The sequence below is a fragment of the Vibrio sp. Y58_MX_L22 genome, from assembly GCF_024181865.1.
GTDB lineage: Bacteria > Pseudomonadota > Gammaproteobacteria > Enterobacterales > Vibrionaceae > Vibrio > Vibrio alginolyticus.
This window is the reverse complement of record NZ_JAMZAN010000005.1, coordinates 1-18,464: the sequence shown is the minus strand read 5'-3', so window position 1 is coordinate 18,464 and position 18,464 is coordinate 1. Positions and strand designations below refer to the sequence as shown.

The 18,464-nt window shown below is 44.3% G+C and carries 18 protein-coding genes and 1 other RNA gene; 9 read left to right on the top strand and 10 right to left on the bottom strand.

Translation table 11 applies throughout. The annotated features are described in order from the left end of the window. Window positions 1–273 precede the first annotated feature (273 nt). Window positions 274–480, top strand: a complete 207-nt coding sequence (locus NL626_RS12810) for a DUF1107 domain-containing protein (protein WP_005380970.1) — start codon at window positions 274–276, stop codon at window positions 478–480. 65 nt (window positions 481–545) lie between these two features. Here NL626_RS12810 and NL626_RS12805 read toward each other — a convergent pair whose 3' ends face one another. Genes NL626_RS12805 through NL626_RS12795 form a run of 3 tightly spaced genes read right to left on the bottom strand, consistent with a single transcriptional unit; the run spans window position 546 to window position 3,566 of the window. Further along, window positions 546–1,754 (bottom strand): FAD-dependent 2-octaprenylphenol hydroxylase, encoded by a 1,209-nt coding sequence (locus tag NL626_RS12805; RefSeq protein ID WP_033907445.1) that lies wholly within the window; start codon window positions 1,752–1,754, stop codon window positions 546–548. A 31-nt stretch (window positions 1,755–1,785) separates the two neighbouring features. Beyond that, a complete protein-coding gene (gene ubiH / locus NL626_RS12800) occupies window positions 1,786–2,964 on the bottom strand; it encodes a 2-octaprenyl-6-methoxyphenyl hydroxylase (RefSeq protein ID WP_248486990.1) in 1,179 nt (392 codons plus the stop codon). Between the two features lie 23 nt (window positions 2,965–2,987). Further along, window positions 2,988–3,566: a YecA family protein gene (locus NL626_RS12795; RefSeq protein WP_248486991.1), complete on the bottom strand. Its 579-nt coding sequence runs from the start codon at window positions 3,564–3,566 to the stop codon at window positions 2,988–2,990. 249 nt (window positions 3,567–3,815) lie between these two features. Here NL626_RS12795 and NL626_RS12790 point away from each other — a divergent pair, with 249 nt between their 5' ends. From NL626_RS12790 to serA, 5 genes are all read left to right on the top strand, one after another. Then, window positions 3,816–4,124 (top strand): cell division protein ZapA, encoded by a 309-nt coding sequence (locus NL626_RS12790; RefSeq protein WP_005384553.1) that lies wholly within the window; start codon window positions 3,816–3,818, stop codon window positions 4,122–4,124. 8 nt (window positions 4,125–4,132) lie between these two features. Next, window positions 4,133–4,317: non-coding RNA, 6S RNA (ssrS, locus tag NL626_RS12785), on the top strand. A 5-nt stretch (window positions 4,318–4,322) separates the two neighbouring features. Beyond that, a complete protein-coding gene (locus tag NL626_RS12780; protein ID WP_053350725.1) occupies window positions 4,323–4,922 on the top strand; it encodes a 5-formyltetrahydrofolate cyclo-ligase in 600 nt (199 codons plus the stop codon). A 53-nt stretch (window positions 4,923–4,975) separates the two neighbouring features. After that, complete coding sequence (gene rpiA, locus NL626_RS12775) at window positions 4,976–5,632, top strand: ribose-5-phosphate isomerase RpiA (RefSeq protein ID WP_005380982.1); 657 nt, start codon at window positions 4,976–4,978, stop codon at window positions 5,630–5,632. A 274-nt stretch (window positions 5,633–5,906) separates the two neighbouring features. Further along, on the top strand, window positions 5,907–7,139 hold the full coding sequence (gene serA, locus NL626_RS12770; protein ID WP_005384551.1) for a phosphoglycerate dehydrogenase: 1,233 nt from the start codon (window positions 5,907–5,909) through the stop codon (window positions 7,137–7,139). A gap of 71 nt (window positions 7,140–7,210) precedes the next feature. On the opposite strand, the gene NL626_RS12765 is transcribed toward serA, so the two are convergent. Then, window positions 7,211–7,903, bottom strand: coding sequence for an oxidative stress defense protein (locus NL626_RS12765; RefSeq protein WP_005384550.1), 693 nt, complete (start codon window positions 7,901–7,903; stop codon window positions 7,211–7,213). 208 nt (window positions 7,904–8,111) lie between these two features. Beyond that, window positions 8,112–9,008, bottom strand: a complete 897-nt coding sequence (locus NL626_RS12760) for a LysR family transcriptional regulator ArgP (RefSeq protein WP_005380990.1) — start codon at window positions 9,006–9,008, stop codon at window positions 8,112–8,114. A 147-nt stretch (window positions 9,009–9,155) separates the two neighbouring features. Between NL626_RS12760 and NL626_RS12755 the strand changes: the two genes are divergently transcribed. Both NL626_RS12755 and NL626_RS12750 read left to right on the top strand, forming a co-directional pair. After that, on the top strand, window positions 9,156–9,785 hold the full coding sequence (locus NL626_RS12755) for a LysE/ArgO family amino acid transporter (protein WP_031780897.1): 630 nt from the start codon (window positions 9,156–9,158) through the stop codon (window positions 9,783–9,785). Between the two features lie 26 nt (window positions 9,786–9,811). Then, window positions 9,812–10,294, top strand: a complete 483-nt coding sequence (locus NL626_RS12750) for a YbaK/EbsC family protein (protein ID WP_017633558.1) — start codon at window positions 9,812–9,814, stop codon at window positions 10,292–10,294. 47 nt (window positions 10,295–10,341) lie between these two features. Here NL626_RS12750 and mscS read toward each other — a convergent pair whose 3' ends face one another. The 5 genes from mscS to NL626_RS12725 form a co-directional block, all read right to left on the bottom strand. Continuing rightward, window positions 10,342–11,208 (bottom strand): small-conductance mechanosensitive channel MscS, encoded by an 867-nt coding sequence (gene mscS, locus NL626_RS12745; RefSeq protein WP_005380995.1) that lies wholly within the window; start codon window positions 11,206–11,208, stop codon window positions 10,342–10,344. A 424-nt stretch (window positions 11,209–11,632) separates the two neighbouring features. Further along, window positions 11,633–12,709 carry a class II fructose-bisphosphate aldolase gene (fbaA, locus tag NL626_RS12740; protein WP_005380996.1) on the bottom strand — a complete coding sequence of 359 codons (1,077 nt, stop codon included), beginning with the start codon at window positions 12,707–12,709 and terminating at the stop codon, window positions 11,633–11,635. 154 nt (window positions 12,710–12,863) lie between these two features. Then, window positions 12,864–14,024, bottom strand: a complete 1,161-nt coding sequence (locus tag NL626_RS12735; RefSeq protein ID WP_005384547.1) for a phosphoglycerate kinase — start codon at window positions 14,022–14,024, stop codon at window positions 12,864–12,866. 151 nt (window positions 14,025–14,175) lie between these two features. Then, entirely contained in the window at window positions 14,176–15,213 is a 1,038-nt protein-coding gene (epd, locus tag NL626_RS12730) for an erythrose-4-phosphate dehydrogenase (protein WP_253657423.1), read from the bottom strand. A gap of 135 nt (window positions 15,214–15,348) precedes the next feature. Beyond that, a complete protein-coding gene (locus NL626_RS12725; RefSeq protein ID WP_239938371.1) occupies window positions 15,349–17,307 on the bottom strand; it encodes a ligand-gated channel protein in 1,959 nt (652 codons plus the stop codon). A 140-nt stretch (window positions 17,308–17,447) separates the two neighbouring features. Between NL626_RS12725 and NL626_RS12720 the strand changes: the two genes are divergently transcribed. Continuing rightward, window positions 17,448–18,341 carry a LysR family transcriptional regulator gene (locus tag NL626_RS12720; protein ID WP_017633561.1) on the top strand — a complete coding sequence of 298 codons (894 nt, stop codon included), beginning with the start codon at window positions 17,448–17,450 and terminating at the stop codon, window positions 18,339–18,341. Window positions 18,342–18,464: the final 123 nt, after the last annotated feature.

Genomic DNA, 18,464 nt, shown 5'->3' with positions numbered 1-18,464 from the left:
AACAACCGTTTTCGTTCTATTCTTAATTCTGTAACAAAACTATTGCTTAATGCGTCACGTAAAAAGGAGTGTATTGGGTAAGGGTTCCTTTAGAGAGGTTATTTTTGGGGTAATCCTCACGCTATTTAAGAGATGACACTGTCAAATTGTCTAAGACAACACAATTCTCTGACGCAACACCCTACATCTGTATTTAATACTATTGCTGTCACAATAATTTTCGCGTCCAGAACGTAGAATACCTAGGCTAGGTTAGATAAAAGGAAAGTAAATATGAGACTGTTTAAGCGCTATACACCAAGTATGATTGCTAAACATATAAGTCGTCTTTTTAAAGGAAGAATTTATATTTACGGGGTCGGTAGATTCGAGTTTGATAACGGTAAGTTAATACTGCCGGAGAAAGCAGAGCAACGCCATTTCCGAGCGGTCAAAGAGATCAATCAAGAAATAATGAAACTCCGATGCGCATATGCTTAGCAAAATGTTGATAAAACAAAGGCTGGATTAACCAGCCTTTTGTGTATTTGAAGTTCGCTTTGCACTTACTGACGCGCCAGATCCGGCAAGTGTCCCTTTAAACCAAGCGCGCGCTTCATGATCTCATCTTTCGCTCCCGGCAGTTGCCCCGCTAAACTTAAGCCAATGCCACGAACGAGCTTCTTAGCTGGGTTCTCGCCAGAGAACAAATCTCGAAACCCTTGCATAGTAGCGATCATCTTTGCCGCTTCCGCTTTTCGCCAACGCTCGTAGCTTCTTAGGTTGCGTTTACTGCCGATATCTTGACCCTGCTTCCAAAGTGCTAATACTTCTTGAGCAAGACTGGCCGCATCTAATAAACCTAAATTCACACCCTGCCCCGCTAATGGGTGAATGGTATGGGCCGCATCACCAACCAGCGCGACTCGCTCGACAACAAAATCTCGCGCATAGCGCATTTTCAAAGGAAACGCAGCACGCTCTCCCACTACTTCACATAGACCAAGTCGAGCATCAAACTCACTCGTCAACGCTTTATTGAAATCATGTTCACTCATCGCCACTAACTGCTCTGCTCGATTTGGCTCCGTGGACCAAACAATAGAGCACATATCTGGTTGCGACATTGGCAAAAATGCCAACGGTCCGTGAGGAGTAAATATCTGGCGCGCAATGCTGTTGTGTGGCATGGCAGTTTTGACATTCGCGACCAAAGCATGATGACCATAGTCCCAATGCGTTAATGGAATATCCATTTGATGGCGAAGCCACGAATTCGCCCCATCGGCTCCGACCACTAATTTAGCGGTCATGGCTTGGCCATTATCGAGCGTCAGCCAGCTTTCTTGCTCACCGACCGCGAGAGTCGCGCAACGTGCAGGCATAAACATAGTGACGTTATCGAGCTTTTGGACTTGTTCAAGCAGCGCAAGTTGAATCACACGATTCTCAACAATATGCCCTAAATCAGGTTGTGCCATACTTTGTGCATTAAATTCAATGCTGGCAAAGCTATCTTGTTCCCATACTTCCATGCCATGGTAAGGCGAAGCTCGGCGCTGTTCTATGCCCTGCCAAGCACCAAGTTTACGCAAAATCGTCTCACTAGAGCGGCTCAGCGCAGACACACGAACATCGGGCAATTCTTTCAACGAATCATCTGGCACTTTACCTTCAATAACGGCGACACGCAGATCACTGTCTTTGAACGCGGCAGCAAGTGCCAACCCAACCATCCCTCCGCCGATGATGGCGATATCTACACTTTGCATCATTGCTTTTTATTACCTAATTCAGTGCGGCCGTTCATCGTTTTACCAAGCCAAGTGTATGGCGTAGTAGCGGCTGCTTAAAAATAGAAAGGTTATCCATCGCTGCTAAGGCAGTATTTCGGCCAATTCGCATCGCGGGTAAATCATTTGAAAAAACATGCACCAAGGCACTGGTTAGCCAAATAGTTTCGCTTCGATCTGTTTCTCTACGTTGACTAAAGCGCATCAGGCCTTGATAAAGACCCACATCCTCACTTTGCTGCACAATTTCTTCTGCTAGTGAGACTACATCGCGAATACCGAGATTAAAGCCTTGTCCAGCTATCGGGTGCAGCGTTTGCGCCGCATTTCCAACAATCGCAAAGCGATGTGAAATATTTTGCTTTCGATGGCGAAGAAGCAATGGGTAACTTGCACGGCGCCCCACTTTTTTCATCGCGCCTAAACGCCAACCAAAATCGTTCTGTAAACGCTGGAGAAATGCTTGATCAGATAACTCAAGAACGGCTTGGGCTTCTTCAGGGTGTAAACACCAAACTAAGGACATTCGATTGTCACTCATTGGCAATAAAGCAACAGGGCCATTTTCAGTAAAACGTTCAAAGGCTCTACCTTGATGAGGTTCTTGAGTCACAATATTGGCAATGACAGCCACTTGTTCAAAATCTTGCTCAGAAAGTTCTAGACCAATTTTCTGACAACAGGTCGAAACAGCACCATCTGCAGCCACCAGCAGTTTTGCTTCAAGTTGCTCACCACTTTTCAACGTCACATGGGTACAGTTTTGCTCGCGCTCGATATCGGTAACCGAGTCAGGACAAAACAGCGTAATTGATTCGCTGCTGTCTAATAATTCTTGATATATACGCCCAACATCGGCTAATTCTACAACATACCCTAGAGCTCCCACCCCAACCTCTTGCTTGGTAATCTCCGTCATCCCAGCATGAGAACGGTCAGAAACGTGGATATGTTCAATGGGTGTGACAAACGGTTCTACTGACGTCCAGAGCTGTAGTTGACGCAACAGATTGACAGTACCGTAAGACAATGCGATTGAGCGAGAGTCAAAACCAGGGTGCATATCTGATTGTGCTTTAAAAGGCTCAACGACGGCAATGCGGAGCTTTCCCTGAGACAAATGGTCAATCGCCAATGCTAACGTTGCACCAGCCATGGCACCACCAGCAATGACTACATCATATTGCTTCATACTAACCTCTGGACGGTCTACGATTAGTGAATAGTAGGTTTTTTGTCGCTGCTTTCAGGACGAACACCAAATTCAGCATGAATCGTTAGTACGCAAGCTTTGATGTGCTCAATCACTTGCTCTAGCAATTGCGCTTGTTCACCAAGATCGTCATCTTCATCAATGCCTAATTTGGCAATCTCTTCTAAGTCAGCCAGTGCTTCTTTAGCGTCATCAGATGCTTTATTAAGCGCAACGCCTGCTAGACCTAGCCCAGAAATAAAGTGGTTTACAAAGTCGGACACACTGTCGGCTAATGCGAATAAGCCTTCTTCGCCCGGCTCATCTGGCAATAGTAAAGACAGCTCCATTGATGTGCCAGTAAGCTCATTAACAGTAGCGTTGAATATGCTCTGAGCAAAAGTGAGTGCTGTCGAGGGCCACCCCATCCCATCATTGGTGTAGTCAAAAAGAATCGGCTGCCAAGTTTGATCATTGATCGCCAATCCACCACTTAACATGCCAACAAATAAGCCATGTAACTCCGCCGGTGTCACAGCCAGGCTTGCCGATTGCAGTTCAGCAGCAATAGATTGGTATTCAGGAAGGGTGATTTCACTCATAACTTGGCTCATTCTTGCGTAATAATGTATTGGTATATCCTACCATCAAGGTTAGTGGTCTGAAACGGCTATCAAATTCAATTTTGGACAGCATTTGTTCAATTTGCCCAATTCCTGTGTGATCTCGTCATCATTTCTCTTTCTGTGATGGGAAATGCTTGAATCTTAATAGCGGTTTTCCTATAGTTTGCTCCTCGGTAGTTGTATGAAGCAACACCTTAGATAGCGCGAATATAGAGTTTATTCATCATGAGCAATCAAGCGATCGACGTTGAAATATTAGGCAAACTTACACGAGTGAATTGTCCGACAGGACAAGAAGAGTCTCTTGTTGCAGCGGCAAAAGATCTGGATCGCCGATTGAAAGAAATGAGCGAACGTACTAAGGTAACCAATGAAATCCAACTGCTGACCTTTGCTGCATTGAATATTTGCTATGAGTTGCACACCAAGTCATACGAATCCAATGGTCAACAGCAAGAAATTACTGAGCGAATGGAAAAGCTCACCGCGTCTTTAGAGAACGCACTAAGCAAAGTTACGCAAGGACAGCAGTAAATACAAAATTTACCCTGGGGTGTGCGTCAGCAGGATTTAAGTCCCTGAGCCGATAAGCAATACCTAAGGGTTAGTATTTGGTAACTATTGAGCAAGCTCGGCATGCACCGAGAAGCCTACGGTTGTCATTGCTGATCCGCCTTGAACCAGCTGGTTCAAGGGCCACAATCCTCAACGGCACCCTGGGGTATTCTCTCTATGTCAGACCTCTCTCGACAAGACTTCCGCAAACTGATTCGTGAAAAGCGCAACGCTCTGTGCAGTGATACGCAATACCAAGCGGGAATCGACCTTATTACTCAATTTTCCCAACTTCCTGAAATCGATCAGGCGCAACATATTGCCATCTACCTTTCTGCAGACGGTGAGCTTGATACTAAACCGCTCATTGAATGGTTATGGCAACAGGGAAAATCGGTTTATCTGCCCGTCATCCATCCCTTTTCTAAAGGTCAGTTACTGTTTCTTCAGTATATAAGTGATGAACAGCTCATCTACAACAAGTACGGCATCTTAGAGCCCAAGCTCGATATCAGACACCTCAAACCCGTTCGCCAGCTTGATTTAATCTGCACGCCTTTAGTTGGGTTCGACAGTATCGGACACCGCTTAGGCATGGGCGGAGGGTACTACGATCGTACTCTGTCACGTTGGTTTATAACTGGAGAGGGTGCTAAACCTGTCGGTATCGCTCATGACTGCCAACATGTAGAACGCTTACCAATTGAAAGCTGGGATATTCCATTACCTAAGATCGTGACCCCAAGCCAAATATGGCAATGGGAAAGTGACAAGTAAGCCGCTATAATCACGCCCGCAAACGTTAACGAACATCTATTCAGGAGATTGGCATGACTCAAGATGAAATGAAAAAAGCGGCTGGTTGGGCAGCACTAAAATATGTTGAGAAAGGCAGCATTGTCGGTGTTGGTACTGGCTCTACCGTGAATCACTTCATCGATGCACTAGGCACTATCAAAGATGATATTAAAGGTGCAGTGTCTAGCTCTGTCGCTTCAACTGAGCGCCTTAAAGAGCTTGGTATTGAAGTATACGAGTGTAACGATGTAATGAAGCTGGATGTGTATGTTGATGGCGCAGATGAGATCAACCCAGCACGTGAAATGATCAAAGGCGGCGGCGCGGCTCTGACTCGTGAGAAAATTGTCGCAGCAATCTCTGATAAGTTCGTATGTATCGTTGACGGCACTAAAGCAGTTGACGTACTTGGCCAGTTCCCATTGCCTGTTGAAGTAATCCCAATGGCACGCTCTTACGTGGCTCGTGAATTGGTAAAACTAGGTGGTGATCCAGCTTACCGTGAAGGCGTTGTGACTGACAACGGCAACGTGATTCTGGATGTGCACAATATGCAAATTACCAACCCGAAAGAAATGGAAGACAAAATAAACGGCATCGCTGGTGTGGTGACTGTGGGTCTTTTCGCTCATCGTGGTGCAGACGTAGTGATCACTGGCACACCAGAAGGTGCAAAAATTGAAGAGTAAATAACAGCCCAAAATGAACCTATCTGGTTCACTTTTCTGTTATTTCATTACATACGGTGCTGAAAGGCACCGTTTTTTATTCCTTTCTATAAGAAAATTATCTCTTATTCCGTAATTTTCTTACCCAAAGCAATTTTTTTTTGTTACTTTATTGAACAGAAGACGCACAGGGAAACGTTTGTCTTCCTACAAAACTGTTAATTATCCCCTTTTTAATAGTTTTGCCCAATGTGCGCCACATTAGCCCACCTTTCCATTTTAAGGACGAGAAAAAATGGCCAAAGTTTCACTGGAAAAAGAAAAGATTAAGATCCTCTTGTTAGAGGGACTCCACCCTTCTTCAGTTGAAGTTCTTCAAGCAGCTGGTTATACCAACATTGAATACCATAAAGGTTCCCTTCCGGAAGAAGAACTAATTGAAGCGGTAAAAGACGTACACTTCATTGGTATCCGCTCCCGTACGAACCTATCCGAAGAGGTAATAAATGCGGCGAACAAGCTGGTTGCAATTGGCTGTTTTTGTATTGGTACTAACCAAGTAAACCTAGACGCAGCAGCAAAACGCGGTATTCCTGTCTTTAATGCACCATTCTCTAACACTCGAAGCGTGGCAGAGCTTGTACTTGGGCAAATCCTTTTACTAGTGCGTGGTATTCCTGAAAAGAATGCACTTGCACATCGCGGTATTTGGAAGAAAAGTGCAGACAACTCTTACGAAGCTCGTGGTAAGTGCCTTGGCATTATCGGATACGGTCACATTGGTACTCAGCTTGGTATTATTGCCGAAAACTTAGGTATGCGCGTTTACTACTACGATATTGAGAACAAACTGTCCCTTGGTAATGCGACGCAAGTACATACCATGAGTGAACTATTGAACAAATGTGATGTGATTTCTTTGCACGTTCCCGAAACACCGGAAACGAAAAACATGATGGGTGAAGCTGAATTTGCTCGAATGAAACCAGGTTCCATCTTTATCAACGCGGCACGTGGCACCGTTGTGGATATTCCTGCACTTTGCCATAGCTTAGAAGCTGGTCACCTTGCCGGCGCTGCAATTGATGTATTCCCAACTGAACCAAAAACGAATGCTGACCCGTTCGAGTCTCCTTTACAAAAATTCGATAACGTCATCCTCACTCCACACGTTGGTGGTTCAACACAAGAAGCACAAGAAAATATCGGCTTAGAAGTGGCGGGTAAACTGGCTAAGTACTCTGATAACGGATCGACACTTTCAAGCGTAAACTTCCCTGAAGTGTCATTACCAGAACACAGTGGTGAGTGCTCTCGTCTGCTTCATATCCACAAGAACCGTCCTGGTATCCTAACTCAGATCAACACCATCTTTGCTGAAGAAGGCATTAACATTGCCGCGCAGTACCTACAAACAGCCGCTGAAATAGGCTACGTAGTGATCGACGTTGAAACTGAGCGCTCAGAAGAAGCTCTAACAAAGCTCAAAAACATTGAAGGCACAATCCGTGCCCGTATCCTTCACTAAACAGTGAAACAGAAACGACAAAGGCAGGGGTTATGACTCCCTGCCTTTTGCTTTTTACTGTTTGCTAAGCCTTACTTTAGCTTATAAATGACATCGACTTGATCGCGAATGATCATAGTTGAATCTTGGTAGCTATTCGCTCCTTCTTTACTATCCATCGCCATTGAACGCATTAACACAGGCTGAACGTGCATCTGTCTGTAATTGATCTGCCATACATCGCCCAACTTTTTCTCAAAACCAGTCGCTAATGACCCTGCTTTTTCTCTTGCGTCCTTAATCGCAGCCATTCGTGCCTTTTGCTGATACTCGGCTTGGTTGCTTACCTTAAGTTGAATATTATCAACCTGATTAATTCCCGCTTCTAACGCCATATCTAGGTATTGGTTAAGGTTTTTCAGATCCGTCACCGTGACATCAATACTGCGAGATGCTCGATACCCAACAAGTTCTGCTTTCCCTGATTTAGGGTAATGGTACTGAGGAGCAAGGTATAAATTCGAGCTAGTAATATTGTCTTTTGACAAGCCGGCATCCGATAAGCTTTTTAGAAACTCTTCAACGGTTTTATCTACGGACAATTTCGCTTGTTCAGCCGTCATTGTCGTATCGACTACTTTTACAGAAAACGTAGCCATATCAGGTGTGGCCGTCACTTCGCCATACCCCGTTGTCGTAACATGAGCAAACTCTGGCGTATTCGCCAAAACTGAAGCACTGGTAAGGCTGAGTGCTGAAGCCAGCAAAAATGAATACAATTTCATTCAATAAATCCATCCATACAAAATTAAGTACTTAATCTCAGATTCCAACATCACTATCATGGCTGAGAAAGCGTGTGGTTTCATAATAGAAACTTCCGCCGATTATCCAAGCACCCATAGTGACTTCTAACACAACTTTGACTATGTAACATTGGCGTAATTTTTAAACAAAACATACTTAAGTTAACGATAGGCAGCTCTGACAAACTTATTGAGGTAGATGCTGCTGCGCATACCCCACTATCGCGTGTGAGATTTCTTGTAATACCCCAGTTTCTAACTGCCAGTGGTGCCAATAAATCCGATGGGACATTAAAAAACCTGGAGTCACATCAACCAACACACCTCTGTCTAATTCGTCGGTAATTTGCAAGCGGGGGATCAAGCAATAAGCAACACCAGCTAACGCCACTTTTAGAAACGCTTCAGAACTACTGATGTTGTGATGAATAACGCTGTCAGGATTGACGTTAAAATGCTCGGTAAGAAATGTTTTATGTAGATCATCATATTGGTCATATGAAACGGCCGGTGCTTTTGCCAATGTCTGATTATTTACGCCTTTAGAAAAATAACGCTGATAGAACTCTGGGCTCGCGACACAAACATAATCGATGCGACCTAAATAGTCTGCTCTGCATCCGGGGATTGGCTGGGACTCCAAGCTGATCGCTCCTGTCACTTCGCCACTTTTGAGTTTTTCAATAGAGCGGTATTCACCATAGATAGTCAGTTTTAGTTCAACTTGACGCTGCTTCATAACATTTTGCAGCGCTGGCAGTAGCCATGTTGCAAGGCTATCTGCATTAGTCGCTAAAGAGAGTTGCACAGGTCGCGTACTGGTATCATTCTTTAGTTCGGGGAGAATTTCATGCTCTAGCAAGCGTACTCGCCGATAAAGACCCAACAATTTTTTACCAATTGGCGTTGGCTTAGGTGGCTGGCTTCGAATTAAAACAGGCTGCGCGAGAAACTTCTCTAACTGCTTGATACGTTGAGAAATGGCGGATTGAGAAACAAATAAATGCTCGGCAGCACGCTCAAAGCTACCCTGATAAACTATAGCGTCTAATGCCTCAATCCATTTGTAATCTAACCCTCGCATACCTTTCCTCTCACTCTTGATCAAACGCCTCCCGTTAAATTAGTCTATCTAATGTAAGATTAAAATCATTAATTATACTTATTTAGATAAACGCTTTATCTTTCCCTTTTCTGTAAATGTATTTGTTATTTTGAAGTGAGGTGAAGTGTGAGCTTGTGGGTTCTATTGCAAGGTTTTGGTTTAGGAGCATCAATGATCATTCCGATCGGCGCGCAAAATGCGTATGTTTTGAATCAAGGCATAAAGCGTAACCACCACCTAACAACCGCCACTATTTGTAGCGTGCTAGATATGATTTTCATCTCTCTAGGTATTTTTGGTGGTGGTGCAATTCTGTCTCAAAATGAAATCTTACTGACGTCGGTGACACTTGGTGGTATTGCTTTCTTGAGCTTCTATGGACTGCTCTCACTAAAAAGTGCTTTTAAGCCAGAGAGTGAATCGGAATCAAAAGGGGAGATTGTAGCTCGAGGTCGTCGAACGGTTATTCTAGGTGCGTTAGCTGTCACTGTGCTTAATCCGCACTTATATTTAGATACAGTCGTTATTCTAGGTTCGATCGGTGGACAATTTGAAGGCCATGATCGCATTGCTTTTGCACTAGGTACGATTATGGCTTCCTTTGTTTGGTTCTACACTTTATCGATAGGAGCAGCCAAACTAGGTCCAACACTCTCTCAACCAAAAGTGAAAAAAACCATCGACATTGCAATCGCAATGATGATGTTCACAATCGCGTATATCTTAGCGAGTGAGCTTATTGATAAGTATTGGTAATCACCAGGTAGTAAGGCAGCAAAGACATGGAGTCACTAAAACGTATTTATAACAACAATAGAGAGCGATTCAACGCGCTCTCTATTCCTTTTCGGGAATGGCAGCACGAAGCCATCTTAGACTTTGAGACAGATATACGTATTGCGAGAGAGCTTGGTTGGACGGGTACGCATACCAAAAGCCTCTTTTTAACACTCAAAGGACAAGGTTACGCGGTTTATCTGACAGATAAGGACTCGCGCCTCGATGCCAAGCAGATTAAAGCGATTACAGGTAAACGTCCCTCTATTTGTAATGACGATGAAATGGTCGAAGTGTTAGGTTGCGTACCCGGCGCGGTTTGCCCAATAGGCTTACCGGAATACATCACTATCATTGTTGATACCAATCTCTATCAACATCAAGAGTTGCTCTATACGCCTGGCTTACCTGAGTTCACATTTGGATTTGCAGGTAAACATCTAAAACGCCTCTTACTTGCTGGTCATCACACCCTTTACGAAGTATAAAAAAGCGAGGCCTATTGGCCTCGCTTTTGAATATCGACTGCTTTTGATTAAGCGTCGACTTTGTTCAGGTGAACATCCATTTGTGGGAATGGAATCTCGATACCATTTTCATCCAATGCTTCTTTAATACCTTGCATTGCATCAAAGTATACGCCCCAGTAATCTGCAGTTTTCACCCATGGACGAACCACAAAGTTAACTGAAGAGTCTGCTAACGTAAGTACACCAATTGTGATATCTGGGTCTTTCAAGATACGTGGATCTTTCTCTAGCGTCTCACGAATCACTTTCTTCGTTAGTTTAAGGTCTGCTTTGTATGAAACACCAATCACTAGGTCGACACGTCGTGTCGCATGGCGAGAGTAGTTAGTAATGGCACCGCCGATAACTGAAGAGTTAGGCACAACAACCATTTTGTTGTCTGGTGTTTTTAGAACGGTTTGGAAGATTTGAATTGCTTCAACACTACCCGCTACACCACCGATTTCTACGTAGTCGCCTGATTTGAATGGGCGGAACGCAACAATAAGTACGCCTGCTGCAAAGTTTGATAGTGAACCTTGTAGTGCAAGACCAACAGCAAGACCTGCCGCACCAATCACAGCAACAACAGAAGCGGTTTGAACTCCTAATCGACCAAGAGCCGCGATTAGCACGATTACAAATAGCAAGTAACGAACAAGACCGTGAATAAATTCAACGACGGCCTTATCCATGTTTTTCTTTTCTAGTACTTTAGAAACACTACCAGCGACTGCCTTAACGATAAGATTACCGATAAACAGAATAAGCAGCGCAGAGATAATGTTCACACCGTACTGAACCAGTAGATCTGAATTGTTTGTCAGCCAAGTTTCAGCCTGAGTTAGACCATCCGTTAAAGTGGTATCGATACCCACCGATTCACCTGCCATAATTCTTATCCTCAAAAATAAAGAGATATAAATCCAATTGCCGTTAATTTATGAACCTTGTTTTTTAAAGGCTCTTTTCTAAAACAACATCCCTATTGCTCCACTGAACAGTGTCAGATTTTTGGCACAATATCCCAACTCTGACTTTTTTCAAAGTCAGAGTTTCGCAAAGATATGCAAAACAAGACTTTATCAGAGCTTTCTGACACTGACTTGTTACAGGTTACGCAATGTACTCTGATTTCGCCACTCTTAAGACTGATATTCCCATGTTTTCTTTAAAAAAACGTTAAAGGTGAGATATCTCACTAGCAAATACAACCTAACGCATAAAAATACCGGGAGAAAGCAGAGGGGAAGAAAATGATAGACATAAAAAAACCCGCTCAAAGAGCGGGCTTTTAAGTAACTTAATCAGTAACGATTATAGTACGTCAACTGCGTTAAGGTCAGCAAATGCTTGCTCTAGACGAGTAACCATTGAAGCTTGGCCTGCACGTAGCCATACGCGTGGATCGTAGTACTTCTTGTTTGGTGCATCTTCACCAGTTGGGTTACCGATCTGACCTTGTAGGTAATCGTGGTTTTCAGCTTCGAACTTACGGATACCATCCCAAGTAGCCCACTGTGTATCAGTATCGATGTTCATTTTGATCACACCGTAGCCGATAGATTCACGGATTTCTTCTAGAGAAGAACCTGAACCGCCGTGGAATACGAAGTTTAGAGAGTTCGCTGGAAGACCGAATTTCTCAGAAACGTGCGCTTGAGAATCACGTAGGATAGTTGGAGTTAGTACAACGTTACCTGGCTTGTATACGCCGTGTACGTTACCGAAAGATGCTGCGATAGTGAAACGGTGGCTGATTGCGCTTAGTTTCTCGTATGCGTATGCAACGTCTTCTGGAGAAGTGTATAGCTCAGACGCATCCATATCAGAGTTGTCAACGCCGTCTTCTTCACCACCAGTACAACCTAGTTCGATTTCTAGAGTCATGTTCATTTTAGCCATGCGCTCTAGGTACTTAGCAGAAATTTCGATGTTCTCTTCTAGAGACTCTTCAGAAAGGTCGATCATGTGAGAAGAGAACAGTGGCTTACCAGTTTGCGCGAAGTACTCTTCACCAGCGTCTAGTAGACCGTCGATCCAAGGAAGTAGTTTCTTAGCTGCGTGGTCAGTGTGTAGGATTACTGGAACACCGTAAGCTTCAGCTACAGCGTGAACGTATTTCGCACCAGCAACAGCACCTAGGATTTGAGCTTCTTGACCTTCAAGTTTTAGACCTTTACCAGCAAAGAAAGCAGCGCCACCGTTAGAGAACTGAACGATAACTGGAGCTTTAACTTTTGCAGCTGCTTCAAGTACTGCGTTTACAGAGTCAGTACCCACACAGTTTACTGCTGGAAGTGCAAAGCTGTTTTCTTTTGCAACTTCAAATACTTTCTGAACGTCATCGCCAGAGATAACACCTGGTTTTACGAAGTCGAAGATCTTAGACATGGATGTAATCCTATTTATCTGTCGTTTTTAAACAAAACTTGTTAAGTTGAAAATCTTGCAAACGTTTGCTCACAACTGAGGCTATTCTAGCAGAGTTCCTCACACGTTGCAGCAAACAAGAAAGCGGGAGAATCACTCCCCCGCTTTGCTTTAATTACTTAGCGCGTGCTTCTAGCATTTCTACTGCTGGAAGAACTTTACCTTCTACGAACTCAAGGAAAGCGCCGCCGCCAGTAGAGATGTAAGATACATCCGCTTTGATACCGAACTTGTCGATAGCCGCTAGCGTGTCACCACCACCAGCAACAGAGAAGCCTTCAGAAGCTGCGATAGCTTCAGAGATACCTTTAGTACCAGCTTCGAAGTTCTTGAATTCGAATACGCCTACTGGACCATTCCATAGGATAGTCTTAGCGTTTTTAAGGATTTCAGCTAGTTCAGCAGTTGAATCTGGACCAAGGTCGAAGATCATGTCGTCGTCTTGTACTTCAGAAACGTGCTTGATTTCAGCTTCTGCGTTCTCGTCAAATGCTTTCGCACATGCAACGTCAGTTGCTACTGGAATTGCACACTCGTCCATTAGCTTCTTAGCTGTTTCAACTAGGTCTGCTTCGTATAGAGACTTACCAACGTTGTGGCCAGCAGCTGCGATGAATGTGTTAGCAATACCACCACCAACAACGAGTTGGTCAGCGATTTTAGATAGAGACTCAAGAACCGTTAGCTTAGTAGAAACTTTTGAACCACCTACGATAGCAACCATTGGACGAGCTGGCTTGTCCATTGCTTTGCCTAGCGCTTCTAGTTCGTTCGCTAGTAGAGGACCAGCACATGCTACGTCTGCGTGCATACCAACGCCGTGAGTAGATGCTTGAGCACGGTGAGCCGTACCGAATGCGTCCATTACGAATACGTCACATAGTGCTGCGTATTTCTTAGATAGCTCTTCGTCGTTTTTCTTTTCGCCTTTGTTGAAGCGAACGTTTTCAAGAACAACAAGTTCACCCGCATTTAGCTCTAGGCCATCTAGGTAGTCTTTTGCTAGCTTCACTTCGCAATCTAGTGCGTCGTTTAGGTAGTTAACAACTGGTTGTAGAGAGAACTCTTCAGCGTATTCACCTTCAGTTGGGCGACCTAGGTGAGACGTAACCATTACTTTAGCGCCTGCTTCTAGGCAGTGCTTAATAGTTGGAAGAGATGCGATGATACGTGCATCCGAAGTTACTTTACCGTCTTTTACTGGCACGTTTAGGTCAGCACGGATAAATACACGTTTACCTGCAAGATCCAGGTCAGTCATCTTGATTACAGACATGATGTGTCCTCTCAAATATTTAATAATTAAAGTTTTTGAAAACTCGGCAACCCTGCCAAGCCTGTTAATTCTTCAAACTGGTTATAGATATGGAGATATTATGGATTTATTTCAAGGCTTGAAATAAAAATTCTCCATCACTTCTTCGTCATTACTGTTCCACTTGCGAAGAAGTTTGCATTGCTAAGGCAGTATCCAGCATCCGGTTAGCAAAGCCCCATTCGTTGTCGCACCAAACGAGCATTTTTACGAGTTGCCCGTTACTCACTCTAGTCTGGCTTCCATCCACAATCGCACTATGGGGGTCGTGGTTAAAGTCGATGGAAACGAGTGGCGATTCAGTATAGTCAACAATGTTACGTAATGTACACTGAGATGCGTTAACAATGGTTTGATTTACGTCATTAACTTTCACATTTGTACTAATTGTGACACTTAAATCCATTGCAGTGACGTTAACCGTTGGAACACGAACAGAAATCGCTTCGAATTTGTTGGAAAATTTCGGGAAGATTCTTTCAATCCCCTTATGCAACTTAGTGTCCACCGGAATAATAGATTGGCTTGCAGCGCGGGTACGGCGTAAGTCGTTATGATACGCATCAATTACTTGTTGATCGTTCATGGACGAATGAATTGTGGTAATGGTGCCAGACTCTATGCCGAAGGCTTCGTCTAATACTTTAATGATGGGAACGATACAGTTGGTGGTGCAAGAACCATTGGAGACAACACGGTGCTCGTCTTTCAGAGTTTCGTGGTTCACGCCATAGATAATCGTATTATCTAGGTCGTTTGCGCCCGGGTGCGAAAACAGTACTTTCTTCGCGCCAGCTTCTATATGCGCTTGCCCATCCGCTTGCGAACCAAATACACCAGTGCAATCCAAGACGATATCAACTTCTAAATCACGCCAAGGAAGTAATTCGATTTCGGAGAGGTGGAGAATGCGAATGGAATCATATTCACCGCTGTCATGATGAACATGCAAATGTTCTTGGTCATGGGAAATTTTTTTACCAAAGCGACCATGACTGGTGTCATATTGCAGTAGGTGTGCCATCGCCTCTGGCTGTGCTAGTTCGTTAACCGCCACAACCTTGATCTGCTGGTGTTTTCCGCTTTCATACACCGCTCGCAGAACATTACGACCTATACGTCCAAATCCATTGATCGCAACCTTTAGCATTTATCCTTCGCCCTACCAAAAATTTCGTGTCACAGATACTACCTGATCAGGCTGACAAACGCACCTGTTGAATCACAGTAAAGCAGGATTAAAAAAGGTCGAGACTATGCTCGACCTTATTACAACGATAGATAATTAAAATGCGACGTCTAAACCTAACCAGTAGCGACGACCATCTTCAATATATCCGTATTCTTCGTAACTGATTTCCTCGTCTAGCAAGTTATAGATAGCGCCTTTAATACGAGTATTGTCGGTTAACTGGTATGTCACACCGGCGTCCACAAAGGTATAAGCTGGTTCTACAATACTGTTTCTTGATGGGCCAGTAACCGGATCCATTTCTTTACCTCGGTACGTGACTTTCGCCCAGCTCTCTAGATCTGTTGTCGTTTGCCAAGTCACATCCACATTAAACAGATGCTTTGGTAACTGCTGCAGCGGCATACCTTTGTATTCACCTGTTTTTTGCTCTGAGTCGGTAAATGTGTAGCTCGAGCTAAGGTAAATGGTTTCCGTTAACGGCGATGCTAAGGTCGCTTCAATACCTTGTGTGACGGCTTCATCCACGTTAATACGGTACGTTGGATCTGCGCCCCATTGGTTTGGACCATCAGTACAGATAGTGTCTGGACAAACAACACGTGTGATCTTGTCTTTGAATTCGTTATGGAACGCTGTCAAAGAGACATCTAAGCCAGAATCACCTTGATACAAGACGCTGATTTCTTTGTTTAGCGACGTTTCAGGGTCAAGATCTGGGTTACCGTAGATATTACCGCCACCACTGACTTGCGCCCAGCCAGGAGTAATTTCACGTAATTGTGGAGAACGGAAACCTGTTGCCACACCGCCTTTCACCGTCCAAGACGGATCAACTCGCCATACACCGTAAACACGCGGACTAAAGTGCGCGCCATAGTTTTCGTCATGATCTAGACGACCACCAAGCGTAACGCTAAACGGATCAGCGATTCTCCATTCATCTTCAATGAAAACAGCCCACTGCGTATTCGATGTTTCAGTCTTCGTTGACGCTTTGTTGGAGGTGAAATCCTCAAGCTCTGCATGAGTGGCGTCCACACCCGTCGTCAACGTATGGTTTCCGATACCAGTCACCAAGCTCGATTTGAACGTGGTGTTGGTGATCGTCATCTCACGAGATTTGTTCTCGCTCTCTTCTCGCTGTAAGTAAGTATCTGAAATGCCAATCGAATCCCAATCACCGTTGTGGCTTACCGTTACGTAATTACGACGATATTCATTCAGTGAGTCTTCACACCCACCACGACACCCAGTGGTCGGCACTGAAAGGCCCACATTACCACGACGACTTTGTGCCGACGTGCCACCTTCTAATTGCACCGAATGGCGCTCATTAATCTGGTAAGTCAGTTTTGAAGAGATACTCTGCATATCTTTATCTTCATAACCGTATTCGATGTCATCTTCTTCTCTGGTTGTGTACTGACCATATACTTGGAGAGATAAATTTTCAGCCAACGGACCATTAACGAAAAAGTTCGCGCTCTGCTCTCCCCCTGAGCGGCTATTCTCTTGTAGTACCGTGCCCAGTTGAACATTACCTGTCCACTCTAGCGCATCTTTTCGTGTGATGACGTTAATCACACCACCAATCGCATCAGAACCGTAAAGCGTCGACATTGGGCCACGAATAACTTCGATTCGCTCAATCGCTTGAAGAGGAGGTAACCAACCTTGTTCGATACCAGGACCGTCACTATTTGGACGAGTTTCACGCGTGCTTTGACGTTTACCGTCGACCAGTATCAAAGTGTATTTAGAACCCATACCACGGATACTAATGTCGGTGGTATCACCACCACCTGTCACGACAACACCTGGCACACTTTTTAGTGCATCAGTCACATCGCGGTAATAACGGGAGTCCAACTCCTCACGTGAAATAACACTAATACTTGCAGGCGCGTCCGCTTGAGATTGCTCGTAGCTTGATGCAGTTACAACCACTGTTTCCATTTTAGAAACTGCATCATTGGCAAAAACATGAGGGACACTGACGAAGGCTAAAATACCAGTTGCGGTAATAACTGGCAGTCTAAGAGTAGACATCTACATCTCCATAATTGATAATGATTATTATTTTCGAAAGTGAATTATTCACAAATAGAATGAGATGCATAGTGAGAGTTATGGAACGGTTCTTTCCATTTATGGAACTCGTACATAACGCAGTAAGGAGTAAAAGAAATATGCACGACTTAGCATCAATTAGAGCCTTTGATGCGCTCAATCAGCATAAAAGTTTGACAGCTGCTGCTAAAGCCCTTAATCAGCCAAAATCAACGCTAAGTCGTCGCTTGGCACAATTAGAAGAAGACTTCGGTCAGGCTCTAACCGCTAGACAAGGTAATCGATTAGTTCTGACAAGAGCTGGAGAAATCTTTGCCCACTACAGCCGCCAGATTCTTGAGTTAAGTGAAGAGAGTTATGATGCACTTCAAGGTTTAACGAACCAAGTTTCAGGACCACTGCATATTGTTTGTCACACCGCCTTAGTTAGAAGCTGGCTCGGCGGCGTACTCAATCGTTTTCTTGCTGATAATCCTGACGTTAGGGTTCAACTTACCAGTGACTTTTCTGAAGCGCACCATGACCCAGATTTGTTCATCTGGCTCGGCGAACGTAAAGAGCTAGACTGGCGAAAAGAAGTGCTGGGGGTATTTCGCTATACGCCTTTTGCCTCTCCAAATTATCTAAAACAACATGGGCCTATACCGCACCCCAAAGAACTTGAAGCACATCCATGGATCGATTTTGGTTCAGTGCAGGAAAATGGATTGATGCTAGCACACCCTCAACACGGTGAGTTCTTTTTAGAACCCTTTGTTAGTCGCTTATACAGCGACAACATAGCAATGCAAATAGACAGTATCGCGAATGGTCATGGTATTGGACTGCTGCCGACTTGGACAGCATGCGGCTATGAGAAACATCACCCAGGGCGAATCACACCTTGCTTAGAAGGTTGGCTTTCTGAGCCTATTTCCATTAACTGCTATACACCAGCAGGACGACCACCACTGCGCTTATCCGTACTTTTAGACTGCATTCACCAAAGCATTCCACAAGGTTGGAAAACCTGACAAAGTAAATTACCACCTTCTAAAGAAGGTGGCTTTGTGTGAGCCCCCTAAAAGGGGGCCTTTGTTTAGTCCAGCGCCAATTGCTGCTGCTCTACTCGCTCTTGCTTCTCTTGATGTCTTACA

What these genes read in the sequence shown, in the direction of transcription:
- mscS (WP_005380995.1), bottom strand. Translation starts at nt 11,208, where the DNA reads ATGGCAGGTGAATCGGTGGGTATCGATACCACTTTAACGGATGGTCTA.
- NL626_RS12810 (WP_005380970.1), top strand. Translation starts at nt 274, where the DNA reads ATGAGACTGTTTAAGCGCTATACACCAAGTATGATTGCTAAACATATA.
- NL626_RS12795 (WP_248486991.1), bottom strand. Translation starts at nt 3,566, where the DNA reads ATGAGTGAAATCACCCTTCCTGAATACCAATCTATTGCTGCTGAACTG.
- epd (WP_253657423.1), bottom strand. Translation starts at nt 15,213, where the DNA reads ATGCTAAAGGTTGCGATCAATGGATTTGGACGTATAGGTCGTAATGTT.
- ubiH (WP_248486990.1), bottom strand. Translation starts at nt 2,964, where the DNA reads ATGAAGCAATATGATGTAGTCATTGCTGGTGGTGCCATGGCTGGTGCA.
- serA (WP_005384551.1), top strand. Translation starts at nt 5,907, where the DNA reads ATGGCCAAAGTTTCACTGGAAAAAGAAAAGATTAAGATCCTCTTGTTA.
- NL626_RS12790 (WP_005384553.1), top strand. Translation starts at nt 3,816, where the DNA reads ATGAGCAATCAAGCGATCGACGTTGAAATATTAGGCAAACTTACACGA.
- NL626_RS12725 (WP_239938371.1), bottom strand. Translation starts at nt 17,307, where the DNA reads ATGTCTACTCTTAGACTGCCAGTTATTACCGCAACTGGTATTTTAGCC.
- NL626_RS12760 (WP_005380990.1), bottom strand. Translation starts at nt 9,008, where the DNA reads ATGCGAGGGTTAGATTACAAATGGATTGAGGCATTAGACGCTATAGTT.
- fbaA (WP_005380996.1), bottom strand. Translation starts at nt 12,709, where the DNA reads ATGTCTAAGATCTTCGACTTCGTAAAACCAGGTGTTATCTCTGGCGAT.
- NL626_RS12765 (WP_005384550.1), bottom strand. Translation starts at nt 7,903, where the DNA reads ATGAAATTGTATTCATTTTTGCTGGCTTCAGCACTCAGCCTTACCAGT.
- NL626_RS12780 (WP_053350725.1), top strand. Translation starts at nt 4,323, where the DNA reads ATGTCAGACCTCTCTCGACAAGACTTCCGCAAACTGATTCGTGAAAAG.
- rpiA (WP_005380982.1), top strand. Translation starts at nt 4,976, where the DNA reads ATGACTCAAGATGAAATGAAAAAAGCGGCTGGTTGGGCAGCACTAAAA.
- NL626_RS12720 (WP_017633561.1), top strand. Translation starts at nt 17,448, where the DNA reads ATGCACGACTTAGCATCAATTAGAGCCTTTGATGCGCTCAATCAGCAT.
- NL626_RS12750 (WP_017633558.1), top strand. Translation starts at nt 9,812, where the DNA reads ATGGAGTCACTAAAACGTATTTATAACAACAATAGAGAGCGATTCAAC.
- NL626_RS12805 (WP_033907445.1), bottom strand. Translation starts at nt 1,754, where the DNA reads ATGATGCAAAGTGTAGATATCGCCATCATCGGCGGAGGGATGGTTGGG.
- NL626_RS12735 (WP_005384547.1), bottom strand. Translation starts at nt 14,024, where the DNA reads ATGTCTGTAATCAAGATGACTGACCTGGATCTTGCAGGTAAACGTGTA.